Genomic DNA, 25567 nt, shown 5'->3' on the forward strand with positions numbered 1-25567 from the left:
TTATGCCGCCTCTGCCTTATTGAAAATCCTGAATATTCCAGTTGCCGATATCGGCATTAACACCCTCACCACCTTCTTGGCCATTAGCACCTAGGGTGAAGATATCGATGTTGCCGTTGTCACCTGGGCTCAAATATTGGTAGTCATTACCCCAAGGGTCGGTTGGCAGGCGTTTGATGTAACCACCGTCGCGGTAATTACGCGGTTCAGGGCTTGATGGCTTATTGACTAACGCTTCCAAACCTTGGTCTGTGGTTGGATAAACACTATTATCGAGCTTGTACATATCCAGTGCATTTTCTAACGCAACAATATCAGTAATGGCTTTTTGTTGGTCAGCCTTTTCTTTATTTCCCAAAAGGTTAGGAACAACAAAACTCGCTAAAATACCTAAGATGACGACAACAACCATCACCTCTAAAAGCGTAAAGCCAGACTGCTTGTTCATTTTTCTTTTCATTGTATTCTCCAAATAAAAGTTCATAGCGAGAGGTTAAACCGCTCTCAGTATGACTATCCACTCATTAAGTTGTTCATTTCTAAAATTGGCATCAGAGTCGCCATTACGATAAACAGCACTAATCCAGCCATCAGTGCAATCAATGCCGGAGTGAAAATACCTAAAGCAATATTGACCGTTGATTCAAAGTTGGCATCCTGATTGTCAGCCGCGCGAGTAAGCATACTCTCTAGCTCACCACTCTGTTCACCACTGGCAATCATGTGTAGCATCATCGGCGGGAAGAGCTTGGTCTGTTCGAGTGATTTGCGAAGGCTCGCCCCTTCACGAACGTTATCCGTCGCGCTGAGGACCTGCTGCTTGACGTAGTGATTCGACATCACGTCTACCGCCACTTTCATGCCTTCCAAGATAGGAATAGCACTGGAAGTACAGATAGATAAGGTACGCGCAAAGCGAGAGGTATTCAGGCCACGAGAAATTTTGCCAATCATTGGCATATGAACAACCTTACGATCCCAGTTCAAACGCAGGTTTGGTTTACTTAGAGCAAACTTAAACAAATACACCAGGACGGTCATAGCCACTAAAAGTTGAATACCCCAGTGTTGAATAAAATCACTGGAAGCAAGAAGGAACTGAGTCGACTGAGGCAGCTCTTGCCCCATCTGAACAAACTGGCCAACAATCTTGGGTACGACAGCTGCAAGCAAGAACGCCACTATACCGACGGCAAAAACCACCAGAACCACAGGGTAAATCATTGCCTGCTGCAGTTTAGAGCGCATTTTTTGTCGATTCTCAGCATAGTCCGCCAAACGCTCCAAAACCGCATCTAGATGGCCAGATTTTTCTCCCGCCGACACCATAGAGCGGAACAAGTCATCAAAGATGTGCGGGAAGTCCGCGAGACTATCAGACAACGTATAACCTTCAGTAACCTTTGAACGTACCGCCAGCAGCATGGTACGAATTCGCGGCTTTTCAGATTGCTCCGAAACCGCTTTCAGACACTCTTCTAGCGGCATTCCTGATTGAACCAAGGTCGCCAACTGGCGAGTAATCAAAGCTAAGTCAGGTGTGCTGATGCCACGCTTAAAGGTCAACCCAGCTTGTTCAGTCTGTTTTTTGGCTTTCTGCCGTGTTTCACTCACCTCAACAGGCATTAAACCCTGTTCTTTAAGCCGAGCGCGGACCTGACGTGCGTTATCGCCTTCAATGACTCCTTTCTGGGTTTTGCCTTTCTTATTGAGGGCTTTATATTCAAACGCTGCCATTAGCCTTCCTTAGTCACCCGCATGACTTCTTCAAGAGAAGTAATACCTTGACGAACTTTGCTCAGACCATCATCACGAATACTTGGCGTGTGCTCACGAATGGTTTTTTCAATCACCTGCTCACCCGCTTCGCTATGAATTTTCTCTTGTACCTGCTCGTTAACCACCAGTAACTCATGAATACCAGTACGACCACGATACCCTTTCTGATTACACTGTTCGCAGCCTTTAGCCCTGTAGAGAACCAAGGGTTCTTCTTGCTTAACATCAAAGAGTTTTTTCGTTTCTTTATCTGCTTCGTAGGGCTCTTTACAATCTGAGCAAAGCGTACGAACTAGGCGCTGTGCCAACACGCCCAGCAATGATGAGGAAATCAAGAACGGTTCAATGCCCATATCACGCAAGCGGGTAATTGCGCCCACGGCTGTATTGGTGTGTAAGGTAGACATCACCAAGTGACCAGTCAACGAGGCCTGAACAGCGATCTGCGCAGTTTCCAAATCACGAATTTCACCGACCATGACAACATCAGGGTCTTGACGCAAAATAGCACGTAAGCCACGAGCGAACGTCATATCTACTTTAGGGTTAACCTGAGTCTGACCGATACCATCGATATCAAATTCAATCGGGTCCTCAACAGTAAGGATATTGCGTTCGTTGCTATTGAGCTCCTGCAGGCCAGCATACAAGGTGGTCGACTTACCCGAGCCAGTTGGGCCAGTAACCAAAATGATGCCATGCGGGCGTTCAATCATACGGCGGAAGTTTTCATGGTTAGCCGGCGTCATACCTAAGCTATGTAAATCAAGTCGAGTCGCATTCTTATCCAAAAGACGCATTACCACTCGCTCTCCGTGGGAGGATGGCATGGTAGAAACACGTACATCAACCGCTCGGCCGCCAATGCGCAGAGAGATGCGTCCATCTTGAGGGACGCGCTTCTCGGCGATATCCAACTTAGCCATAACCTTTACGCGCGAGACCAATAACGGCGCTAGCTTACGACTAGGCGATAACACATCACGCAATACGCCATCAATGCGGAAACGAATTGAAAGCGCTTTTTCGAAGGTCTCGATATGGATATCCGATGCCCCTTCCTTAATCGCTTCACCAAGCATGGCGTTGATCAACTTGATGATAGGCGCATCGTCATCGGACTCAAGCAGGTCCTCATCTTGCGGCAAATCCTCAGCCAACGAGAAGAAATCATCACTGTCTGCGCCCAAATCTTCCATTAGCTGGCGGGCTTCAGACGAGTCACGCTGATACGCTTCCGTTAACTTTGAATCGAATTCCTCTTTAGACACTTCGCGCAACTCAAAATATTCACCCACTGCGCGCTTTACTTCGATTAAAGCTTCGAACGCCAAAGGGGCAACATAATACAAAACCAACCCCTGTTCTGAAGGTTCAAGAACCAGTTGCGAACGATTGGCAAAGCTGAACGGTAAGCGACGGAAAGTGGTTATCTCATCCATCACTTCGTTTCCATTTGGTCAAGGAAAGCCTGAATCTCAGCTGGGTGACTAATTTCTTCACCAAACTTAGGCAATACAGGCGTTTGCGCGTCTTTCATCAATCTCAGACCTTGGTCCGCCTTGTAAAGCTGCTCAGCACGAATAAAGTTGTATTTACGCTGAGTAATACCATCTGCGGTCACACCATCGCGAATAATGGTTGGTTTGATGAATACCATCAGGTTGGATTTCTGCATTTGAGAGCTGGTCGATTTAAATAGACGGCCTAAGTAAGGAATATCACCTAACAGCGGAACTTTAGACTCACTCTCTTGTGCGCGCTCGTCAATCAAACCGCCCAGAACAATCATCTGGCCGTCTTCTACCATCACTGACGTATTAAGTTGGCGCTTAGCAAAGCTAACATCCACCGCCGCGTTACTGGTCGCAGGCAGAACGTTAGACACTTCCTGCTCAATGGTGAGCTGTACCGAGTTACCTTCGTTGATTTGCGGAACTACTTTCAGCTTGATACCGACTTCTTTACGATCAACAGTCTGAAATGGGTTGTCGTTGTTTGATCCTGCAGCAGAACCAGTGATTACCGGTATTTCTTCACCGACAATAAACGATGCCTCGCCATTGTCCATCACAGTAATACTCGGAGAAGACAAAATGTTAGAGTTGGTATCACTCGACACTGCGCTGATCAAGGCAGTCCAGTCTCCCATGACGACACTCAATGCTGCACCGTTAACGCCAGAAAGCGCAGAAGCCAGTGTTGAGTAATCGCCTTTCGTCGTTGTTTGTTCGTAGTATTTTATCTCACCAGTAGTACTATCTCTGATAGGCTTACTCTCAACAGTGTCCTTTGCCTCTTCTAGGCCGACCATGACACTACCGATCTTGGTTCCAGCATTCCCATATTGGATAACTGCACCCGTATCGAGTGATCCCCACTGAACACCCAAATTGATACCATCGCCCTCTGTCATTTCGACGATCAAAGCTTCAATCAGTACCTGCGCACGGCGAATATCCAATTGAGAAATCACATCTTGGAGCGCGTTCATAATATCTGGCGGCGCAGTTAGAACAAGTGCATTGGTACCTGGGTGAGCCGAAATCATCACCTCACCGCGCTTGGCACTGGAAGCCTGTTTAGAACCAGAAGACTTCTCTGCTTGCAGGTTGTCAGAGACACCTTTCAGCACATCAACGAGGTCTTCAGCCTTAGCGTACTTTAAATAAACGACGCGGTTGTTACCTTTGGTCGCCATTTCAACATCAAGCTGCTTAATCAGCTTACGCAGACGCTTTCTAACCTGAGGATCACCAGAAATAAGAATGGAGTTAGTACGGTCATCCGCTACCAACTTGGGTTGAAGAAACGCTGGCGTACTTTTCGCGTCCGTTGTTTTGTTCAGAGCGTCTACAATTCGTACCATCTCTGCCGCTGAAGCGTTATCCAATTCAACCACTTCAATTTCTTTGTCGCCTGCTTGGTCGACACGCTTGATGATATCTGCCAGTCGATTAACCACGGCAGCGCGACCTGTAATAAGAATAATATTGGCAGGATCGTAGTGCACAACGTTACCTGCACCCGCATTATCATTGAGCTGACGAAGCAGAGGGGAAAGCTCACGCACCGAGACATTACGCACCGCAACAACACGCGTCACGACTTCGTCACCTTGGATTGAGCCATCACCAACAACAGGAATCGCCGACGTTTTTGCATCTTTAGATTTAATGACTTTGATAACACCGTTGTCCATTTCGACAACCGCATAGCCATACACTTCAAGAACATTTAAGAAGAAACTGTAGTACTGCTCTTCTGACAGCATGTCATAACTGCGCACGTCAATTTTGCCACGTACTGACGGGTCAACAATGATGGTTTTTTCTAGATTCCGGCCAACAATGTTGATGAACTCTTGAATATCTGTGCCTTTAAAGCTCGCACTGTATTCATTAGCAAATACAGCAGTTGGTGGCATCAACAAGCTTCCTGCTAAAAGCCAAGCGCTTTTTTTAAGCCAATGGTTCACTCTCTACTCCTCGGAATGATTCAAGCATCTGCATCATTCTTACAATTCAATATAAATTTCATAAGGCTGGCCATCTCTTTCTACCGTCAGGTTGAGCTCGGTAAGTTGAGACATGTTTTTAAAGATCTCTCCCATCGCTGCAGGATTACTAAGATCTTGGCCATTAATTTGTGTTGCTATATCCCCTGACTGTAAGCCAACTGATTCGAATAGTTCTTTCTCTTTACCCGGGGTTAAGCGATAACCAATAACGTCTCCGTCTCTTTTAATCTGAGACATACGAACATATTGGAAAATTTGTTTTGCGTCTTTGCGGATAACAGCACGAATTTCTTCCAGCTTATCAACTGAAACGTCTGCCTTAACCGATTTGGCTTTAGGTTGTGGTTGCGGATCTTTAGTGTATTTAAGTCCTTCCAGCATAACCGTCTCATTACGACCCGAGTTATCAACGATAATTCGATCGTACAGCACCTGAACCACCTTGGCTCTTGTCCCTTCCAGAGTTTCACCAATCCCATAGGTCGCTTGTTGACCTCGGCTTGCAACCACAGCAAGGTTCTTATCTGGTTCCGTGCTGGTGACAACCCCAACCAAAATGACACTCAAACGACTTTTAGGCGCTTCCGTCACTACGGGTTTTTTCGCAACCGGAGCTTGGGATTGATAGCGGCCAAACAAGTGGCTGTTTTGCAATTCAGCAAGATTCAAACCCGAGTCTTTGCTGACGCTACCGCTGACCAACGTAGGACTCCATTGGGCAACAGATTGCGACTCCATAGGTTTCCATATTAGTGCGCCAGCCACCCAAGCACTTACTCCCAACAATACAACTGTCGCCATTGAGCTCAGGCGGTCTTGATTTTTAACAAAACTGTCCAGTTGAATTACACCACGTATGTTCACTCACAATCCTTTTCATCACCAGCTGACAAAGCCATGCAAGGTACTATTTACCAAACAAAGCACTCTATAATTTGAGTTTTTATTTGAACGAAACATTCTACCAAAATATGAAACAGGCTAAATAGCTAACCGCCTGATTAACATGTAAAGCGGTGGAATTTTACCATATACCTTGAAAAATGCGCGCTTCATCACCATTGTTACAGCAATAATTTGGCACAAGATTCATCACCAGTTAGAGGCTAGTATCCACAATGGGTTCCCAAACTGAAGTAGTTAGACTCGATAAATGGCTATGGGCAGCACGTTTTTACAAAACACGCTCCATTGCGCGAAATATGGTCGACGGCGGCAAAGTTCACTATAATGGCCAGCGCAGCAAGCCAAGTAAAGCAGTTGAACTAGGCGCAATGATTACTCTTCGCCAGGGGCATGAGGAGAAAACCGTTGTTATCGAAAAAATTTCGGATCAACGACGTGGCGCTCCCGAAGCACAAACCCTCTATACCGAAACTGGGGACAGTCTTGCTAAGCGTGAAGAAAATGCCGCCCGTCGCAAACTTCATGCGCACAACCCAAGTCCAGAGCGCCGCCCAGATAAAAAGCAGCGTCGCGACATCATCAAATTCAAACATCAATAAATATCAGCCAACATTCGGCTGACATTAGTACCGTACGTACGAGGAAATGCTTACATGGCAAACAATGTTTTAAACCGCTACCTTTTTGAAGACCTTTCTGTACGTGGCGAGTTGGTACAATTGGATGAAGCTTACCAACGCATTATCTCCAGCAAGGAATACCCAGCGCCTGTTCAGGGTCTACTCGGCGAGCTCTTGGTAGCGACGACTCTGCTGACGGCAACGTTAAAGTTCGAAGGCTCTATCACCCTACAACTTCAGGGTGACGGCCCTGTTTCATTGGCTGTCATTAATGGCGACCATGATCAGAAAGTCCGCGGAGTGGCGCGCTGGGAAGGAGACATTGCTGAAGATGCGAGCATCCATGACATGATGGGTAAAGGCCACTTAGTGATCACCATAGATCCTAAGAAAGGAGAGCGCTATCAGGGTATTGTTGGCCTTGATGGTGATAACTTATCTGAAGTTCTTGAAAGCTACTTCGCAAACTCAGAGCAACTTAAAACACGTATCTGGTTACGTCTTGGGGAGCATGAGGGCAAGCAGCATGCTGCTGGTATGCTAATTCAGGTTATGCCAGATGGAACGGGAACACCTGACGACTTTGAACACTTAGAGCAATTAACAGAAACCGTCAAAAACGAAGAGCTATTTACGCTCCAAGCCAACGAGCTGCTTTATCGTCTCTACAACCAAGAGAAGGTTCGCCTGTTTGAGCCACAACCAGTAGCATTCCATTGTGGTTGCTCACGCGAGCGCAGTGGCGCTGCGATCATGACCGTCGATCGTGCGGAAATAAAGGATATATTAGCGGAAGTCGGCTCAATTTCTCTGCATTGCGATTACTGCGGTACTGACTATACATTCGATGAAGCTCAGATCGCAGAGCTGTTTGATCACACGGATTCGGACAACGAAACGCTACATTAATTTTTTACATTTAAGAAGCACGTAATTTACCAGTCAAAAGGCCAGCACATCGCTGGCCTTTTTGTGATCAAAAGCCCGTAAAAATTGGACTTTCACGTAATAAAGCAACCACTTAATTTTATTCAATTAATAATTCTTTTTGATCTAGCGCAATCCTTTGCGCGCACGATACACTACTCCAGCCAATATGTGATGAGTCGCCTAAAACCATACAGGAATCATGGATTTTTTTTGAGCTGTATCCCTGTTTTCACAGAGACCCGTTGCTAGCATGGTGAGCAGATAATAACCAATACATTATTACAAAATCCCTACAAAATATTCCTACAAGGAGCACCTATGACCGTTATGGAACATGCAAAGGCTGCAACAATTGATCTTACCAAACACGGGCTTCACAACGTAAAAGAGGTTGTCCGCAACCCAAGTTACGAAATGCTGTTCGAAGAAGAAACACGCGCAGATCTGGAAGGCTACGAGAAGGGTGTAGTCACCGAACTAGGCGCAGTTGCCGTGGACACGGGTATCTTTACTGGACGCTCACCAAAAGATAAGTACATCGTTAAAGACGCAACAACAGAAGAGCACATGTGGTGGTCTTCAGATGCGGTTAAAAACGACAATAAGCCCATCACTCAAGAAATCTGGAATGACCTCAAAGAACAGGTCACTAATCAACTTTCTGGAAAACGCGTGTTTGTTATCGACGGTTACTGTGGTGCTAACCCAGATACGCGTCTAAGTATTCGCGTTATCACTGAAGTCGCATGGCAAGCACACTTCGTCAAAAACATGTTCATACGCCCTAGCGAAGAGGAGTTGGCAACATTCGAACCTGACTTTGTAGTGATGAATGGTGCTAAGTGCACGAACCAGAAATGGAAAGAGCACGGCTTGAACTCTGAGAACTTTACTGTATTCAACCTAACTGAACGTATGCAGTTGATCGGAGGCACGTGGTATGGCGGTGAAATGAAGAAAGGCATGTTCGCGATGATGAACTACTTCCTTCCCCTGCAAGATATAGCCTCTATGCACTGTAGCGCAAACAAGTGCAAAGAAAATGGTGATGTTGCTGTCTTCTTCGGCCTATCAGGCACAGGTAAGACAACACTCTCAACTGACCCTAAGCGTGAGTTAATCGGTGATGATGAGCACGGTTGGGATGACGATGGTATCTTCAATTTCGAAGGTGGGTGCTACGCCAAAACCATCAAGCTTTCGAAAGAAGCAGAACCGGACATCTATAACGCGATTCGTCGTGACGCGCTACTTGAAAACGTAACCGTACGCAGTGACGGTTCGATTGACTTCGATGACGGTTCAAAAACAGAAAATACTCGAGTGTCTTACCCAATTGAGCACATTGAGAACATCGTTAAGCCAGTATCGAGAGCTGGTCACGCAAACAAGGTGATCTTCTTATCTGCGGATGCATTCGGCGTGCTGCCTCCTGTTTCCAAGCTGACTCCAGAGCAAACAAAGTACCACTTCCTATCTGGCTTTACCGCGAAACTTGCTGGTACTGAGCGTGGAATTACAGAGCCAACACCAACCTTCTCCGCTTGTTTCGGTGCGGCATTCCTGACACTACACCCAACCAAGTACGCAGAGGTGCTGGTGAAACGTATGGAAGCGGCGGGTGCTGAAGCGTACCTAGTAAACACAGGTTGGAACGGCAGTGGCAAGCGTATTTCCATTCAAGACACCCGTGGTATCATCGATGCTATCCTCGATGGTTCAATTGAGAACGCAGAAACGAAACATATTCCAATCTTTAATCTGGAAGTACCGACTGCGCTGCATGACGTCGATCCAGCCATCCTAGATCCACGTGATACCTACACTGATCCACTACAGTGGGAAAGCAAAGCCAAAGATCTGGCTCAGCGCTTCATCAACAACTTCGACAAGTACACGGATAACGATGAAGGGAAATCACTGGTTGCAGCAGGCCCTCAACTAGATTAGTGATATCGTCACCAATTGCTTAGCTAAGCCCCTCTTTCGAGGGGCTTTTTGTTGCCTGAAAAGCAAAAATGTTCCAAGCTAGCTACATCTACTCCGAGGGAAGGTCGAGATTTTGAAGAAAGCACTGCTGCTGACTGCTATTGCTATTGTCAGCCTGATCAGCTTACCGCTACTGACTCTGTTTGTTCTGCTTAACACCAACTGTGCGAGCAAAGTGGTCAACGTGATGCTACAAAATCTGACCCCTTATACCATCACAACTCAGCAAGCGTCATACTCCCCTCCCTTCCAGCTAACATTAGAAGATGTTGAAATTAACACCGAGCCAAAAGCTACTCTCATCCCCAAACTGACCGTCTGGTTGAGCCCAACGCTGTGGCAAAACAACCAAGCCTCATTTGACTCTGTCTTAATTGAAGGTGCCAATCTAGACATCAACGAACTAAATTCACCCTTGCTGCATACCATTAACTTGCAGCAACTGGCGCTGCAGCATGTCGACATTACTGCGCCGGGTTGGTCAGCTAGAGACGTCAATCTTCAGGTCAAAAAGCCTCAGTGGCTCAACCAAAAGCAAAACCTGCCTTATGGTGACATTCAACTGTCAGCCAAGCAGCTGTATATCAAAGGAGAAGCATTAGATAACCTGCTGATCGACGGGCAATATCAGGCACAAAACAGTACCATCTATGGTGCTTCATTCAACTGGCATGGCGCAGAAATTTCCGGTCAAGCGGAACAATTTAGCCAAGGATGGTCGTTGATCAACGTCACCGTCAGCAGGCTCGATTTACCGCCCAATAGCTCTGTAGAGACATTACTCTCAAGGCTTAAATCACTCGACCTACCGATTTATCATATCAATAGCCTCGACCTTCTCAGCAGCAACGTCCATTACGCAGGGTGGCAGTTCAATCATCTCGATGCGTCTTTAGAGAATCTCACACTCGAGCGCCCTTTGTGGCAACAAGAACAAGGCTATATCTCGTTTGATGCTGAGAGTGTGGACTTCGACCAACTAAGGTTTGTCGCACCGACAGCCAAGCTGGGCTTCACTCCAAATCGCATCTCAGTAGATGAGTTTGATACTGACTTCAAACAAGGCCGTGTCCAACTAAGTGGCACGCTGACACCAGAAAACATTGCACTTAACCGCTTAAACATAACAGGTGTTAAATGGCTGGAGCAAACCGATCAGCTGATGAGTACGCTTACGCAAATGTCACAACCTCTGCACTCACTTAAGATTGCTGAGCTCGACATCGAAAATGCCCAACTTATTCAAGTCGAACATCCTCCCTACTGGCAGTTATCTGGCCTCAATATCGAAGGACAGGAGCTGACTTTGATTCATGACGACCAAGTCGGGCTTTACGATGGCAGCCTGGAAATAAGTGCCAACAATGCCAGTATCGAACAGCTGCTGACTACCCAAGCGGTGCTAAAAGCGTCGGCCAAACAGGGCAACATTACCTTAGAGCGCGCTTTTATCCCGCTAGATCAAGGCTATATCGAGGCAAGCGGTCAATGGCAGCGTCAATCTGTCAGTGCCCCATGGCAACTGTCACTGCATGCCGATGGTTTTCAGGTCAATCAACCGCTATTACAAGCCCAATTACCGTTTAAGCTCGCCGGGCTAGCTGAAGTCGAACTGGAAATGAGTGGCTTGTCTGGTGATTATTCGATGCTGGCGCATAGCCTGAGCGGTACGCTCAATGGCTACCTGCATGATGGTGCGCTGGAAGCAAAAAGTGTCGATGGCGATCAAAGCTACCTGCAGCTCTGGCCATTAGATAAAATCACACTCCAAGCCGATCGTGGCCGGATTAAAATTGCATCGAAGGGACAACAAGCACAGCTAGCTGGGACATTAGATATGACCAAACCTGAATTTGGCACATTAATTTTTACCAGCGAGCATAACTGCCAGAGATTATGGTCCGATATATTCAATCTGACCAATGTGATTCAAGATGTGTGTGGCGAGCCGATTGAATCAACCGCACCCGCCAATGAAGCAAATCACTCTTCAGAAGATGAAGAGGCAGGCAAATCCAGCATCGACTTATAATTCGGTAGCAGCATATAAGTGCCAACAAACTCAACCGCTTGCGTATCGCCACTGTGAATAGTGACATGGATGACAATACGGGCTTTTCGACCGGAAGCGAGGCGGTCCAAGTCTCCACTGATCCCATCTAACGAGGTTGAAGCCACTGGGTTCTGCGTCACCGGATGACGGTAGCGAATCTGGCTGTCAGCTAGAACGATATCACCACTCAAACCACGCTCTTTCATCAACAACCACGTCATCCCCCACCCTGTCAGGGTCGCAAGGGTAAAGGCAGACCCTGCGAACATCGTGTTGTGCGGGTTGAGGTTAGGGTTGAGCTGAGAACAGCATTCGAATTGGTAACCCGTGTACTGATTGATCTTGATGCCCATCTTATCGCTGATAGGGATTTGATGTTCCCAGCGCTCTTGCAGCTCAGTACACCATTCGGGCTTACGCAGTACATTAGCCATTGGGTCGAGCTTTTTGACCATTTGCTGGTGACGCACAGGGCCACGTTCATCAGTTAATTCACCGCGCCGCTCAAAGCCGTTCTTTTCGTAGAAAGAAATGGCATCCTCACGCGCATTACACACCAGACGCTTAGCCCCTTCCTGTCGGGCAAGCGATTCCAGTGCCACCAGCACCAGCGAGCCCATACCTTTGCTACGACGATTGCCTTTCACCGCCATATAACGAATTTGCGCTTCGCTGTCCGGAGTGATGTAAAGTCGGCCGATTGCCATAGGTCGTCCACGACCATCGACAATCATGCGATGGTGGCTCATCGGATCATATTCATCACGCTCAGACCCTAGCGGCATGCGCCAAGGTTCGCGCAGCATTTGCCAGCGAAAATGGTAATACTTATTGAGTTGGTTATCTGTTTTTGGCGTGATCAGCTTAAACATAAAATTCCTTTTCCATGGAAACACACTCAGCGTTTCCCCTCTAGCCTATCTTTATAATTATACCTGTAACCAGAAAGTTACTGGGCCGTCATTGACCAGTGATACTTTCATATCTGCTGCGAAGCGCCCTCGCTCTGTCGGCAGCACTTGTGAGCACTGGTCTGCAAAGTAATCGTATAAACGCTCAGCATCCAATGGATGCGCTCCACGTGAGAAACCCGCACGGGTACCTTTTTTGGTATCGGCAGGCAAGGTAAATTGGGAAACCACCAGCACTTTACCTTCGACCTGTTTCACGTTGAGGTTCATCTTGCCTTCATCGTCACCAAACACTCGGTAAGTGGTCACACGCTCCATCAATCGCTTCGCTTTAGCTTCATCATCGTCCTTTTCTACACCCAGTAGAACAAGTAGACCTTGGTCGATCTCACCAACTACTTCACCGTCAACGCGAACTGCGGCTTCACTTACTCTTTGGATCAGCGCTATCACTGCTCTTTCCTTCTTGCTGCTGTTTGATCGTTTCCGTCGAGTGTACCATTTCTTGGTTGTCACTCCACTGCTCTCGCTCACCTAATGCCGCCGTGACCTCAGCACCAATCAAAACAATCAACCAGCACAAATAAACCCAGACAAACAAAATCGGAATTGCAGCCAGCGCGCCATAAATTAACTGATAGGACGGAAATTGAGTAATGTACGCCGCGAAGCCTTTTTTACTTGCCTCAAACAGCAATGCCGCAACAATAGCTCCGACTACCGCATGAGAGACATAGACTTTCTTATTCGGTACCAAGATGTACAAACCCATGAACGCAAAGAAAGACAGTAAAAAAGGCAGCCAGCGCAGCAGAAAGTCGTAAGCCCCTGAAATGGCCTCGCTATCGATAATTTTTAATGACGTCACATAAGAAGTCGCGGCGATACTCGCTCCAACCAAGATCGGCCCCAGAGTCAGCACCATCCAGTACATAGAAAATGAAAACACGGCACGCCGTTTGTGCTCCACTCGCCAGATGTAATTGAGGTTCTTATCGATGTTGGAGATCAGCATCAAAGCGGCGACAAATAAGAACAAACCACCCACAGCGGTCATTTTACCCGTATTAGCGACAAACTCGAGTAGCGCTTGCTTAACGGCATCCCCTGCTGCGGGCACAAAATGGGTAATGACAAAATCTTGAATCACATCCCCAGCGCTAGCGAATACAGAAAACGAAGACAGTACAGATAACAACACGGTTAACATAGGCACAATCGACAGTAAGGTGATATATGCCAGATAGCCCGCGTTGACGTTCACTCTGTCATGCCCCATTCGGGTGAGCAGATATCGCCCAAAGTTCAGACTTTGCTTGCTCAATTGCTCGATATTCAACTTGTAACTCCTCATCAACTCCGCCATCCTAACATCATCATTTTAAAGGAAAGGACACAATCATGCCGTACTTACTGGCGCTGATGCTCTCCATTTTTACCCTCACTGGCTGTCAATCTGCTTATTACTCAGCGATGGAACAAGTAGGCTATCACAAACGCGACATCATGGTAGACCGTGTCGAAGATGCCAAACAGTCCCAGCAAGAAGCACAACAAGAGTTCACCAGTGCACTAGAAGCGCTCTCAGCACTTACTCAGTTTGATGGTGGCGAGCTGCAAACCATCTACAACCAGATTAACGACAAGTACCAAGATAGTGAAAAAGCAGCACAAGAAGTCAGTGACCGAATTGCAGCCATTGAAGATGTGTCAGACGCATTGTTTGCTGAATGGCAAAGCGAGTTAGATCTCTATACCAGCACTAAGCTCAAACGCGCAAGTGAACAGAAACTCAAACAGACTCAGCGTTCATACAACACTATGTTAAGCGCAATGAAGCGTGCAGAAGACAAGATGACACCTGTACTCAATACATTGCGCGACAATACGCTGTACTTGAAACACAACCTCAACGCGAGTGCGATTGGTTCTCTGCAAGGCGAGTTTGCCAACTTGGAACAAGATATCCAGTACGCGATCAAGGATATGAATACAGCCATAGCAGAATCAGATAAATTCCTGCAAAAGCTCAATCAAAAGTAACAGTTTGACGCCTCTACCAAGCGAGGTTGTTTTCGTTTGTGGCCTCAGCGACCATAGCTGTTAGCTGACGAAAAAAAGCTACGCGTTCTTTTACTGTTGCGAATAACAAAAAGCCCTGAGTTGATATCAACTCAGGGCTTTAAAGCTTAGATAACGATTAAGTGAAATTACTTAGCGTTACGCGCTTCACGCTTACGATCGCTTTCCGTTAGGAACTTCTTACGAACACGGATACTTTCAGGCGTTACTTCTACTAGCTCATCATCATCGATGAACTCAAGTGCTTGCTCAAGAGTCATGATAATTGGTGGAGTAAGAACCTGCGCATCATCAGTACCAGAGGCACGAACGTTGGTTAGCTGTTTACCTTTCAGTACGTTTACTGTTAGGTCGTTATCACGGCTGTGGATACCAACAACCATACCTTCGTAAACTTCAACACCGTGACCGATGAACATACGACCACGCTCTTGTAGGTTGAATAGTGCGTTGGTTAGCGCTTTACCCATACCGTTAGAAATCAATACGCCGTTGATACGTTGACCGATCTCACCGCCTTTGTGAGGGCCGTAGTGATCAAACGTATGGTAAAGAAGACCAGAACCCGACGTTAGCGTCATGAATTCAGTTTGGAAACCAATCAGACCACGAGATGGCATGATGAAATCCATACGTACACGGCCTTTGCCATCTGGAGACATATCAGTCAGCTCACCTTTACGTAAGCCGATGTTCTCCATGATGCCGCCTTGGTGCTCTTCCATCACGTCGATAGTTACCGTTTCGTACGGTTCCATTAGCTGACCATCTTCTTCTTTGATGATAACTTCAGGACGGGATACCGCTAGCTCGAAACCTTCACGACGCATGTTTTCGATCAGGATAGATAGGTGAAGTTCACCACGGCCTGATACGCGGAACTTGTCTGGATCATCTAGTTGCTCAACGCGTAATGCTACGTTGTGTACGAGTTCTTTTTCTAGGCGTTCAAGGATGTTGCGTGACGTTACGAATTTACCTTCTTTACCAGCAAACGGAGACGTGTTTACTTGGAAGGTCATGGTTACCGTTGGCTCATCGACAGAAAGTGCTGGCAACGCTTCTACTTGGTTTTGTGCACAGATAGTGTCAGAAATTTTTAGCTCACCAAGACCTGTGATTGCAACGATGTCACCTGCGTTAGCTTGGTCAACTTCGTGACGTTCAAGGCCTAGGTAGCCCATTACTGTGCCGACTTTACCGTTGCGAGTCTTACCATCCGCACCGATAACAGTGACTTGTTGGTTAGGCTTAACGCTACCACGAGTGACACGAGCAACACCGATAACACCGACGTAAGAGCTGTAATCTAGCTGAGAAACTTGCATCTGTAGTGGACCGTCTAGGTCAACTTGCGGTGCTGTCACTTCTTCAACGATGGTTTCGAATAGCGGCTCCATATCTTCGCCAGTTGCGCCTTCTTCTAGAGAAGCCCAACCGTTAAGCGCTGATGCGTAAACCACTTTGAAGTCTAGCTGTTCATCAGTGGCACCTAGGTTGTCGAATAGGTCGAATACTTGATCCATAACCCAGTCAGGACGAGCGCCAGGACGGTCAATCTTGTTGATAACAACAATTGGTTTAAGACCGTGAGCAAACGCTTTTTGAGTTACGAAACGTGTTTGCGGCATAGGGCCATCAACAGCGTCAACAATCAGCAGCACTGAGTCTACCATTGACATGATACGCTCAACTTCACCACCGAAGTCCGCGTGTCCCGGAGTATCTACGATGTTGATGCGGTAGTCATTCCAGTTAATTGCTGTGTTTTTAGCAAGGATGGTAATGCCACGCTCTTTTTCGATGTCGTTCGAGTCCATGACTCGCTCTTCAGCTTCACCGCGAGACTCTAAAGTGCCTGATTGCTGTAGCAGTTTATCAACCAGTGTTGTTTTACCGTGGTCAACGTGCGCGATGATCGCGATATTTCTCAATTTATCAATCTGTGGAGTAGCCATGGATTTGATTCACTCGATAGTAGAAGCTCGCTTCAAACATGGTCGATGAATGAAGCGAGCTTACTTGATTAAAAAAACGGCCATAATGTACCAGATTTTAGCGAAAAACCCAGAAATATGTGATCTGATACGTTGGTTTTCTGAAGAATATGCTTTGATCGAACACAATATCGCTCTGAATATGCAAAATTGTGCATTGACATAGGTGGCGAATGGCGGCTGAATGGAATACGCTTTTGTTTCATATTGGTGCACCTTGAAAGCTCTGCACCAATAGAGTGCAATTAAAGGTCATTTTGGTGCAAGCTGGTGCACCAAAATGATAGCGAAACCACTAATTTATTGAAATTAATGGAATAAATTTTTTGGCATGGTTTTGGCTTTATTGATATCAGCATCGATTAATACGATTGAAATGAAATTAATCAATGCTGGATTTGTTCACCAATCGAGCTAACACCGCTTTAATAACACTGGAGGTTATCCAAGATGTCAGTTGAAAACGTTCTATCGCTGATCCAAGAAAACGAAGTTAAGTTTGTTGACCTACGCTTTACCGATACAAAAGGTAAAGAGCAGCACATCTCAATTCCTGCTCACCAGATCGATGCAGACTTCTTCGAAGAAGGTAAGATGTTCGATGGTTCTTCAGTTGCTGGCTGGAAAGGCATCAACGAGTCAGACATGGTTATGATGCCAGACGCATCATCCGCTGTACTTGACCCATTCACAGAAGATGCAACACTGAACATCCGTTGTGACATCCTTGAGCCTGCAACCATGCAAGGCTACGATCGCGATCCTCGCTCTATCGCCAAACGTGCTGAAGATTACATGCGCTCTACAGGTGTTGCAGATACCGTACTTATCGGTCCTGAGCCAGAATTCTTCCTATTCGACGACGTAAAGTTCGCGACTGATATGTCTGGGTCTTTCTTTAAGATCGACGACGTAGAAGCTGCATGGAACACAGGTTCTGATTACGAAGAAGGCAACAAAGGCCACCGTCCAGGCGTGAAAGGTGGTTACTTCCCAGTGGCTCCTGTCGATTCATCTCAAGACATCCGTTCTGCTATGTGTCTAATCATGGAAGAAATGGGTCTAGTCGTAGAAGCTCACCACCACGAAGTAGCGACTGCAGGTCAGAACGAAATCGCTACTCGTTTCAACACACTGACTTCGAAAGCAGACGAAATCCAAATCTACAAATACGTGGTTCATAACGTTGCTCACGCATTTGGTAAGACAGCAACCTTTATGCCTAAACCACTAGTTGGTGACAACGGATCTGGTATGCACGTTCACCAATCTCTCGCTAAAGATGGCGTTAACCTATTCGCGGGTGATAAGTACGGCGGCCTGTCTGAAACAGCTCTATATTACATCGGCGGTATCATCAAGCACGCTCGCGCAATCAACGCATTCGCGAACGCATCAACTAACTCATACAAGCGTCTTGTTCCGGGCTTCGAAGCGCCTGTAATGCTGGCGTACTCTGCTCGTAACCGCAGTGCTTCTATTCGTATCCCTGTGGTACCAAGCCCGAAAGCACGTCGTATCGAAGTTCGCTTCGGTGATCCTTCGGCTAACCCATACCTATGTTTTGCAGCAATGCTAATGGCTGGTCTTGACGGTATTAAGAACAAGATTCACCCGGGTGAAGCAATGGATAAAGACTTGTATGATCTACCAGCGGAAGAAGCAGCTGAAATCCCAACCGTCGCTTATTCACTAAAAGATGCACTAGATTCACTAGATGCAGACCGTGAGTTCCTAACAGCAGGCGGTGTGTTCTCTGACGACTTTATCGATTCTTACATCGGCCTTAAGTCTCAAGACGTTGAGCAAGTAAACATGACGACTCACCCACTTGAGTTTGAACTTTACTACTCTGTTTAATCGCTCAATCGATTAAACCCTTACTTCGAGGCTCACCTTTTTGGTGAGCCTTTTTTATGTCTTAGGCATCAGTGACACTTCACTTAAAATCTTTTTTATTCAGAGCTTTACGCTCGGCAAGCTTATTGCATCGTTACCCTTCATAACGGTGCAATTAACGGCAACGATGTTGAAAAGCCTATGATATCTGGACTTTTCACTTCTTCTGCATGAGTTATTGCGCCATACTTGGAATGTAAGCGCACCAAATTGGTGCATTGCACATTTTAAGGTCAAGGATGAGGGACGACAGTGAGCAGCGAACTCGATAACCTAATACTCAATCATCAGGTCACCTCCGTGATGATCATGAACGAATCGCTTCAGGTTCGTTACGCCAACCCAGCCGCAGAGCAGCTGTTTTCACAAAGCGCTAAACGTATCGTTGACCAGCCGTTGTCAAAGCTCATCCAACACGCTTCTATGGATCTCGCCTTATTGTCTCAACCGTTACAAAGCGGCCAAAGCATCACCGACAGCGATGTGACTTTTGTCGTCGATGGTAAACCCTTAATGCTTGAAGTGACCGTCAGCCCGATTTCTTGGCAAAAAGAGCTGATGCTACTGGTCGAAATGCGCAAAATTGGCCAGCAACGTCGCCTCTCGCAAGAACTCAATCAGCACGCTCAACAACAAGCGGCCAAACTGCTGGTTCGCGGTCTTGCTCATGAAATTAAAAACCCACTGGGTGGTTTGCGCGGCGCGGCTCAGTTACTCGAACGTATGCTGCCTGATCAATCTCTGATGGAATACACTCAAATCATCATCGAACAGGCAGACCGACTACGCTCCTTAGTCGACCGCCTACTTGGACCACAAAAGCCGGGTAGGAAGCAACAGGAAAATCTCCATCTGATTCTGGAAAAAGTGCGACAGTTAGTCGAACTCGAAGTTAGTCAGTCCATCACGATTGAGCGCGATTACGACCCTAGTTTGCCAGAGTTCTTGATGGATTCGGATCAGATTGAGCAAGCGCTTTTGAATATTGTCAGCAATGCTGGCCAGATTCTGCAAAAACAGAACAATGGCAATATCATCATTCGTACCAGAACGGTGCATCAAACCAATATTCATGGCCAGCGCTGCAAATTAGCGGCACGGGTGGAGATCATCGACAACGGACCGGGGATCCCCGCAGAGTTACAAGACACCCTTTTCTATCCAATGGTCAGCGGGAGAGAGGGGGGGACAGGATTGGGATTGTCTATTGCTCAAAACCTGATAGACCAGCACCAGGGAAAAATTGATGTCGAGAGCTGGCCTGGCAGAACCACATTCACCATATATCTGCCAATTTAAATTTTACGTTAGTGGCATTGCTGAAAGGATAAGTTTGTTATGAGTAAAGGATACGTTTGGGTAGTAGATGATGACAGCTCGATACGCTGGGTCATGGAGAAAACCCTTTCATCAGCAAATATAAAATGCGATACGTTTTCTGACGCAGAAAGCGTTCTACTGGCACTGGAGCGCGAAACACCGGACGTACTGGTGTCCGACATTCGTATGCCGGGTATTGATGGGATAGAGCTACTCAAACAAGTTAATGAACGCTCACCAGACTTACCAGTGATCATCATGACAGCGCACTCTGATCTGGATGCCGCGGTCAATGCCTATCAAAAAGGGGCGTTCGAATACCTGCCAAAGCCATTTGACGTCGATGAAACGCTAACCTTAGTCGAACGTGCCATTGCACATGGCCAGGAACAGAAACGCGAGCAGGCAAATGCTGATCCCAACAACCACAGTGCACCGGAGATTATTGGTGAAGCACCAGCGATGCAGGAAGTCTTCCGCGCTATCGGCCGCCTATCTCGCTCTTCAATTTCTGTCTTGATTAATGGTGAATCAGGGACAGGTAAAGAATTGGTCGCTCACGCCTTACATCGTCACAGCCCGAGAGCAAGTAAACCCTTCATCGCACTAAATATGGCTGCGATTCCCAAAGACCTGATTGAGTCAGAATTGTTTGGACATGAAAAAGGGGCATTTACTGGTGCCAACAGCATCAGACAAGGACGGTTTGAGCAGGCCAATGGTGGCACATTGTTCCTCGACGAAATTGGCGATATGCCGCTCGATATTCAAACGCGATTGCTACGAGTGCTTGCCGACGGCCAGTTTTATCGTGTCGGTGGCCACTCTCCAATCAGAGTAGATGTACGTATTGTCGCTGCAACCCACCAAAATCTCGAAAAGCTGGTTCACCAAGGTGATTTCCGTGAAGATTTATTCCATCGCCTTAACGTCATACGAGTTCACATTCCAGCATTGCGTGAGCGCAAACAAGACATAGAAAAACTCACCTTACATTTTCTTGCCTTGGCCTCAGAAGAGCTTGGTGTAGATATCAAAACCCTTCATCCTTCAACCATTGAAGTGCTCAACAGACTTAACTGGCCCGGTAACGTTAGGCAGTTAGAAAATGTTTGCCGTTGGCTCACCGTGATGGCAAGCGGGAGTGAAATTCTTCCTGCAGACCTACCCGCAGAGTTATTGGAGGAGAGATCCAACGTCAACAACTTTGATGCTGATGTGAGCTGGCAACAACAACTGTCCAGTTGGGCTAGGCAGTCATTGTCCCAAGGGGATACTGAATTGCTCACCTACGCACTTCCAGAATTTGAACGTATACTTTTGGAAGCGGCCTTGGAACATACCAATGGCCACAAGCAAGATGCAGCCAAAGTTCTTGGTTGGGGTAGAAACACTTTGACCAGAAAACTAAAAGAGCTTTATTAACCGCTGACTCAATTAACTTATTCCATAAAGTCGGTCGCATTGTACAATTGATAGGCATTTAAGGCTTTATGGGTCAGCATCAGTGCACTATGGCTGTTGGCTTGCAGACTCAAACTCGCTAATACGGATTTTAGTTTCAAGTACGTAAGGACAGCATGTCGGCAACTACACAAATTACATTGAGAACCGCGGTCGTTCTACCTTTTGTAATGATTTTTATCTTAACAATCGGGGTCATCGTTACTTTACAAAAACGCAGCTATGAAGAAATGGTGCGAGACATCAGTGACAAGCAGCTCACCGCACTGACAGATAATGTCACCCTAGAACTGAATGATTTCTTAACTCGCCCACTTCAGGCCAGTTTAGCTCTCAGTCACAACATTGGCTTTAATCAACTGTATGAGAAAGGGAACACCTCTGTCATACAACACTTTCTTCTCACCAGTTTCCAAGGTCTCTATCACTCTATCCCACAACTCGATGTCATCGGCTTCGGAGGTGAAGGTGGTGAATACGTTGGATTTCGCAAAGAAGCAGACCAAGGATATACCTTGATGATTCAGGATGACCGTACAGAGCAGAAGTTGGTCATTTATCGTGGGCAAGTTGTCAGTAATGATATTCGCTCAGTATTTGAAGGTTATGACCCACGTATTCGCCCATGGTATGCACCAGTCGCAGACAGTCTTTCGCCTATGTGGTCATCCATTTACGCTAACGCTGACGAACGTCAGGAAATCACTTTATCGGCGTTAACCCCCGTCTTTCAAGATCAGCGCTTTCAGGGAGTCGTTGTTACTGATGTTAGAATTAATACCTTCAATACCTTCCTTAAAAAACAGCAAGAGAAAACCCGTGCTACGCTCTACTTGTTTGATCAAGAGCAGCGGTTGGTTGCCCACTCCACTGGTGGAAGTGTCGTTTCTTGGGGAACACCACTGAGCGACAAAGGCCAACGCCTATTAGCGACTGAAAGTTCTAGCCCTGTGATAAAAGCCAGTGCCGAATTTGCATTTGCCCAGCACTATCACACATCACCGAACATTAATCGCTTTAACTTAGAGATTAATGGTGAGCGATATTTTAATCACATCACACCTTACACTGATGATTTCGGTCTCCAATGGTACATTGGCATCGCAATTTCAGAATCAGAGCTGCTTGGCCAATTGCCAGAGAGTCAGCGCGACAGTTGGGTAATAGGCATCATCGCGAGCTTTATAGGCATTCTGATTGGTTTACTCGCTTTTAATCGAGTTGTAAAACCGATCACCTCTACCGTTGCAGCAGCCAAGCACTTAGCTAGAGGCGATTGGGATAGCACGATGCCACAGCCCGGGTTTATCTACGAAACCAACATGTTGGTATTTGCCTTCAACGAAATGGCTAATAACCTCAAAGCGTCTTTTCGTGCGCTGCGCTCTCAGTTGCTATTTGATTCTCTGACTAGACTGTATAGCCGAGAAGGTTTGATCGAGACATGTGATACCTTACCCAAAATAAACGGCTGTCTGATGCTCATTGGGATCAACAAATTCCGTGATATCAATGACAGTTTGGGGCATTACAAAGGAGATCAGTTGCTCATCATCATCGCAGAGAGGTTAAAGGCCTTATTTGATGATGATTGTTACATGGCTAGAATAGGTGGTGACGAGTTTGCGGTTTATTTCACCGAACCTCTCAGCAAAGAGCAAATCACTTTTGCAACACACAGAGTTCAACAAATGTTTGCCGCTCCTTTTGTAATGGAACAGGACAGTGTAGTCGTCAACGTATCGATCGGTGTCGTGACCGAGAGCAAACACAGTAATATGACACTATGGCTGCGTAACGGAAGTATCGCATTAAGCACAGCCAAACAAGATCTCAATCAAGTTAGCCACTACAAACCAGAAATGGCGGACATTTCTCGTAGGCGCACCTTAATGCAAGCCAAAATCAAGGATGCCCTTGAGCACAAAGAATTTGTGCCATTTTACCAACCAATTGTCGACCTCAATACGGGCGCTATTATTGGCGCAGAAGCACTCGCTCGCTGGCTATCTCCCGCTTCAGGCCTCATCTCACCACTCGACTTTATTCCTATTGCAGAAGAAAGCGGGTTAATTGGCTCTATCGGTGAGCAAATACTTACCCAAGCCTGTAATGATACCGTGAAAGGCATGGAAGAAGGCAAATGGGACGAAGACTTCCATCTGCATGTCAATTTGTCAGTCAATCAGCTTTCTCAGCCAAACCTCATAGATTCACTGCGCTCGGTACTTTCTTCGTCAGGTTTACGCGCTGGCAACCTGACTTTAGAAATCACAGAGTCAAGGATTGTCGATAATGATCCCGTCATCGTCAAAAACATGCAGACTATTCGCGATCTGGGTATTCATATCGCCATTGACGATTTTGGTACGGGCTACAGCTCACTGGCGTATTTGCACAAGCTACCATTCGACTGCCTGAAGATAGATCGAACTTTCGTGCAAAAGATGGAAAGAGAGAATCTAGATACTTCCATTGTTGCTGCCATCATCAACATGACTCGTGGTATGAAAGTTGATTTGGTCGCTGAAGGTATAGAAACATCAGAGCAGGCGCAAATGCTGACTTCTCTCAATTGTCCTCAGGGGCAAGGGTACTTGTTTAGCCGACCAGTTCCGTTTGACGAGTGGCCAACAAATCTGGTTAACATGAAGTAAATAACATCACTCTTGGTCGGTTTTGCGAGCATTTGTTACTGACACTTCTGGCATTGATTCTTATACTTAGCTCAATTCAGACAATCGGAATTACTATAATGATAACCAAGAACATACCACTTACAGATTTGCACCGTCACCTTGACGGAAATATTCGCACCAAAACAATTTTAGAACTTGGCCAGAAATTTGGTATTGCCCTGCCAGCGTACGATGTTGAGTCACTAACGCCGCATGTTCAAATCGTTGAAGCAGAGCCGTCTCTTGTCGCGTTCCTATCTAAATTAGATTGGGGAGTATCTGTTCTTGGTGATCTGGATGCCTGTCGCCGCGTTGCTTACGAAAACGTTGAAGATGCATTGAATGCACAAATTGATTACGCTGAACTTCGCTTCTCACCTTACTACATGGCGATGAAACACAAACTGCCTGTGGCTGGTGTGGTTGAAGCAGTTGTCGATGGTGTGGAAGCTGGTATTCGTGATTTTGGTATCAAAGCTAACCTAATTGGTATTATGAGTCGTACATTCGGTACAGACGCATGTCAGCAAGAGTTAGATGCGATTCTGACCCAACGAGATAAAATCGTTGCTGTTGACTTAGCAGGAGATGAATTAGGTCAGCCAGGCGATCGCTTTGTGAAACATTTCACTCAAGTCAAAGATGCGGGTCTAAATGTCACTGTTCATGCAGGTGAAGCTGCCGGCGCTGAAAGCATGTGGCAAGCAATTCAAGAGCTAGGAGCCACTCGTATTGGCCATGGTGTCAAAGCGATTCACGATCCTAAACTGATGGATTACCTCGCAGAAAACCGTATTGGTATTGAGTCTTGTCTAACCTCTAACTTCCAGACCAGTACGGTAGAATCACTCACCAACCACCCGATCAAACAATTCCTTGATCACGGTGTACTCGCCTGTCTAAACACCGATGACCCAGCAGTGGAAGGTATTGAGCTACCATACGAATACGAAGTTGCTGCACCGCAAGCGGGCCTGTCACAAGAAGACATTCGTCAGGCACAGAACAATGGCTTAGAGCTGGCATTCATCTCGGATGCAGAGAAGCAAGAACTTAAGAATAAAGTCGCCAACCGCCCTTAATCTTTTTACTCGCTTTTTGGCCGACATGATGTGTCGGCTTTTTTGTATCTTCAGCAGCAAGATATAGAGGTAATAAGTTCAGTTTTTAGGTTTCCAAAGCTGCCCTTTATCAAAGCTAAATAGTGTTTGTTTTAATACTAGAAATGCAAAAAGCCCGTTGCGCTAGCAACGGGCTTTCTTAATAGTGGCGGAGAGATAGGGATTTGAACCCTAGATACGCTATTAACGTATGCCGGTTTTCAAGACCGGTGCTTTCAACCACTCAGCCATCTCTCCACAAATTGTCATCGCCAGATTAGTACACTGATGATGTAGTTACACGTATTACGAGTAACGA

General features: G+C 46.5%; 19 protein-coding genes and 1 tRNA gene. 10 read left to right on the forward strand and 10 right to left on the reverse strand.

The features are described 5' to 3' along the window. Nucleotides 1–16: 16 nt before the first annotated feature. Genes gspG through gspC form a run of 5 tightly spaced genes read right to left on the reverse strand, consistent with a single transcriptional unit; the run spans nucleotide 17 to nucleotide 6163 of the window. On the reverse strand, nucleotides 17–460 hold the full coding sequence (gspG, locus tag OH455_RS18785) for a type II secretion system major pseudopilin GspG (RefSeq protein ID WP_045977955.1): 444 nt from the start codon (nucleotides 458–460) through the stop codon (nucleotides 17–19). Nucleotides 461–513: 53 nt separating this feature from the next. After that, entirely contained in the window at nucleotides 514–1737 is a 1224-nt protein-coding gene (gene gspF, locus OH455_RS18790) for a type II secretion system inner membrane protein GspF (protein ID WP_269982407.1), read from the reverse strand. Beyond that, nucleotides 1737–3221, reverse strand: coding sequence for a type II secretion system ATPase GspE (gene gspE / locus OH455_RS18795; RefSeq protein ID WP_206371530.1), 1485 nt, complete (start codon nucleotides 3219–3221; stop codon nucleotides 1737–1739). Before gspE ends, gspF begins: the two co-directional genes overlap by 1 nt. Continuing rightward, nucleotides 3221–5257 carry a type II secretion system secretin GspD gene (gene gspD, locus OH455_RS18800; protein WP_269982408.1) on the reverse strand — a complete coding sequence of 679 codons (2037 nt, stop codon included), beginning with the start codon at nucleotides 5255–5257 and terminating at the stop codon, nucleotides 3221–3223. Before gspD ends, gspE begins: the two co-directional genes overlap by 1 nt. Nucleotides 5258–5296: 39 nt before the next feature. Next, entirely contained in the window at nucleotides 5297–6163 is an 867-nt protein-coding gene (gene gspC, locus OH455_RS18805; RefSeq protein ID WP_206371532.1) for a type II secretion system protein GspC, read from the reverse strand. Between the two features lie 254 nt (nucleotides 6164–6417). On the opposite strand from gspC, the gene hslR reads away from it, so the two are divergent. The 4 genes from hslR (at nucleotide 6418) to OH455_RS18825 (ending at nucleotide 11776) form a co-directional block, all read left to right on the forward strand. Then, complete coding sequence (gene hslR / locus OH455_RS18810; protein WP_045977950.1) at nucleotides 6418–6804, forward strand: ribosome-associated heat shock protein Hsp15; 387 nt, start codon at nucleotides 6418–6420, stop codon at nucleotides 6802–6804. A 54-nt stretch (nucleotides 6805–6858) separates the two neighbouring features. Then, a complete protein-coding gene (gene hslO / locus OH455_RS18815) occupies nucleotides 6859–7734 on the forward strand; it encodes an Hsp33 family molecular chaperone HslO (RefSeq protein WP_269982409.1) in 876 nt (291 codons plus the stop codon). A gap of 339 nt (nucleotides 7735–8073) precedes the next feature. Further along, nucleotides 8074–9705 carry a phosphoenolpyruvate carboxykinase (ATP) gene (gene pckA / locus OH455_RS18820; RefSeq protein WP_269982410.1) on the forward strand — a complete coding sequence of 544 codons (1632 nt, stop codon included), beginning with the start codon at nucleotides 8074–8076 and terminating at the stop codon, nucleotides 9703–9705. A gap of 112 nt (nucleotides 9706–9817) precedes the next feature. Beyond that, on the forward strand, nucleotides 9818–11776 hold the full coding sequence (locus OH455_RS18825; RefSeq protein ID WP_269982411.1) for an AsmA family protein: 1959 nt from the start codon (nucleotides 9818–9820) through the stop codon (nucleotides 11774–11776). On the opposite strand, the gene OH455_RS18830 is transcribed toward OH455_RS18825, so the two are convergent. The 3 genes from OH455_RS18830 to OH455_RS18840 are packed head-to-tail and all read right to left on the reverse strand — an operon-like array spanning nucleotide 11728 to nucleotide 14074. Then, nucleotides 11728–12669 (reverse strand): bifunctional GNAT family N-acetyltransferase/hotdog fold thioesterase, encoded by a 942-nt coding sequence (locus tag OH455_RS18830; protein ID WP_206371534.1) that lies wholly within the window; start codon nucleotides 12667–12669, stop codon nucleotides 11728–11730. The two genes, OH455_RS18825 and OH455_RS18830, sit on opposite strands and share 49 nt — an antisense overlap. Nucleotides 12670–12726: 57 nt before the next feature. Continuing rightward, the gene (dtd, locus tag OH455_RS18835) at nucleotides 12727–13161 is read right to left on the reverse strand and encodes a D-aminoacyl-tRNA deacylase (RefSeq protein ID WP_269982412.1); all 435 of its coding nucleotides are present in this window, start codon (nucleotides 13159–13161) and stop codon (nucleotides 12727–12729) included. Beyond that, entirely contained in the window at nucleotides 13133–14074 is a 942-nt protein-coding gene (locus OH455_RS18840; protein WP_443088609.1) for a virulence factor BrkB family protein, read from the reverse strand. The genes dtd and OH455_RS18840 overlap by 29 nt, the downstream gene beginning before the upstream one ends. A 35-nt stretch (nucleotides 14075–14109) precedes the next feature. On the opposite strand from OH455_RS18840, the gene OH455_RS18845 reads away from it, so the two are divergent. Next, entirely contained in the window at nucleotides 14110–14751 is a 642-nt protein-coding gene (locus OH455_RS18845; RefSeq protein WP_269982414.1) for a DUF2959 domain-containing protein, read from the forward strand. 167 nt (nucleotides 14752–14918) lie between these two features. Here OH455_RS18845 and typA read toward each other — a convergent pair whose 3' ends face one another. Next, nucleotides 14919–16748, reverse strand: a complete 1830-nt coding sequence (typA, locus tag OH455_RS18850) for a translational GTPase TypA (protein WP_045977944.1) — start codon at nucleotides 16746–16748, stop codon at nucleotides 14919–14921. A 489-nt stretch (nucleotides 16749–17237) separates the two neighbouring features. Here typA and glnA point away from each other — a divergent pair, with 489 nt between their 5' ends. The 5 genes from glnA (at nucleotide 17238) to add (ending at nucleotide 25230) form a co-directional block, all read left to right on the forward strand. After that, complete coding sequence (glnA, locus tag OH455_RS18855; protein ID WP_206375592.1) at nucleotides 17238–18647, forward strand: glutamate--ammonia ligase; 1410 nt, start codon at nucleotides 17238–17240, stop codon at nucleotides 18645–18647. 291 nt (nucleotides 18648–18938) lie between these two features. Beyond that, nucleotides 18939–19985 carry a nitrogen regulation protein NR(II) gene (glnL, locus tag OH455_RS18860; protein ID WP_269982415.1) on the forward strand — a complete coding sequence of 349 codons (1047 nt, stop codon included), beginning with the start codon at nucleotides 18939–18941 and terminating at the stop codon, nucleotides 19983–19985. 39 nt (nucleotides 19986–20024) lie between these two features. After that, nucleotides 20025–21431 carry a nitrogen regulation protein NR(I) gene (glnG, locus tag OH455_RS18865; protein WP_269982416.1) on the forward strand — a complete coding sequence of 469 codons (1407 nt, stop codon included), beginning with the start codon at nucleotides 20025–20027 and terminating at the stop codon, nucleotides 21429–21431. A 155-nt stretch (nucleotides 21432–21586) separates the two neighbouring features. Beyond that, complete coding sequence (locus OH455_RS18870; protein ID WP_269982417.1) at nucleotides 21587–24127, forward strand: EAL domain-containing protein; 2541 nt, start codon at nucleotides 21587–21589, stop codon at nucleotides 24125–24127. Nucleotides 24128–24225: 98 nt separating this feature from the next. Beyond that, nucleotides 24226–25230, forward strand: coding sequence for an adenosine deaminase (gene add, locus OH455_RS18875; protein WP_269982418.1), 1005 nt, complete (start codon nucleotides 24226–24228; stop codon nucleotides 25228–25230). Between the two features lie 185 nt (nucleotides 25231–25415). Here the strand turns inward: add and OH455_RS18880 are convergent. Then, nucleotides 25416–25506 (reverse strand) — tRNA-Ser (locus tag OH455_RS18880). Nucleotides 25507–25567: the final 61 nt, after the last annotated feature.

This window comes from Vibrio sp. T11.5 (assembly GCF_027587155.1).
Taxonomy (GTDB): Bacteria; Pseudomonadota; Gammaproteobacteria; order Enterobacterales; family Vibrionaceae; genus Vibrio; species Vibrio neptunius.

Coding starts and splice junctions, on each gene's coding strand:
- add (WP_269982418.1), top strand. CDS start 24,226: ATGATAACCAAGAACATACCACTTACAGATTTGCACCGTCACCTTGAC.
- hslO (WP_269982409.1), top strand. CDS start 6,859: ATGGCAAACAATGTTTTAAACCGCTACCTTTTTGAAGACCTTTCTGTA.
- glnG (WP_269982416.1), top strand. CDS start 20,025: ATGAGTAAAGGATACGTTTGGGTAGTAGATGATGACAGCTCGATACGC.
- OH455_RS18840 (WP_443088609.1), bottom strand. CDS start 14,074: ATGGCGGAGTTGATGAGGAGTTACAAGTTGAATATCGAGCAATTGAGC.
- gspE (WP_206371530.1), bottom strand. CDS start 3,221: ATGGATGAGATAACCACTTTCCGTCGCTTACCGTTCAGCTTTGCCAAT.
- OH455_RS18830 (WP_206371534.1), bottom strand. CDS start 12,669: ATGTTTAAGCTGATCACGCCAAAAACAGATAACCAACTCAATAAGTAT.
- OH455_RS18845 (WP_269982414.1), top strand. CDS start 14,110: ATGCCGTACTTACTGGCGCTGATGCTCTCCATTTTTACCCTCACTGGC.
- typA (WP_045977944.1), bottom strand. CDS start 16,748: ATGGCTACTCCACAGATTGATAAATTGAGAAATATCGCGATCATCGCG.
- OH455_RS18870 (WP_269982417.1), top strand. CDS start 21,587: ATGTCGGCAACTACACAAATTACATTGAGAACCGCGGTCGTTCTACCT.
- gspF (WP_269982407.1), bottom strand. CDS start 1,737: ATGGCAGCGTTTGAATATAAAGCCCTCAATAAGAAAGGCAAAACCCAG.
- glnA (WP_206375592.1), top strand. CDS start 17,238: ATGTCAGTTGAAAACGTTCTATCGCTGATCCAAGAAAACGAAGTTAAG.
- pckA (WP_269982410.1), top strand. CDS start 8,074: ATGACCGTTATGGAACATGCAAAGGCTGCAACAATTGATCTTACCAAA.
- hslR (WP_045977950.1), top strand. CDS start 6,418: ATGGGTTCCCAAACTGAAGTAGTTAGACTCGATAAATGGCTATGGGCA.
- gspG (WP_045977955.1), bottom strand. CDS start 460: ATGAAAAGAAAAATGAACAAGCAGTCTGGCTTTACGCTTTTAGAGGTG.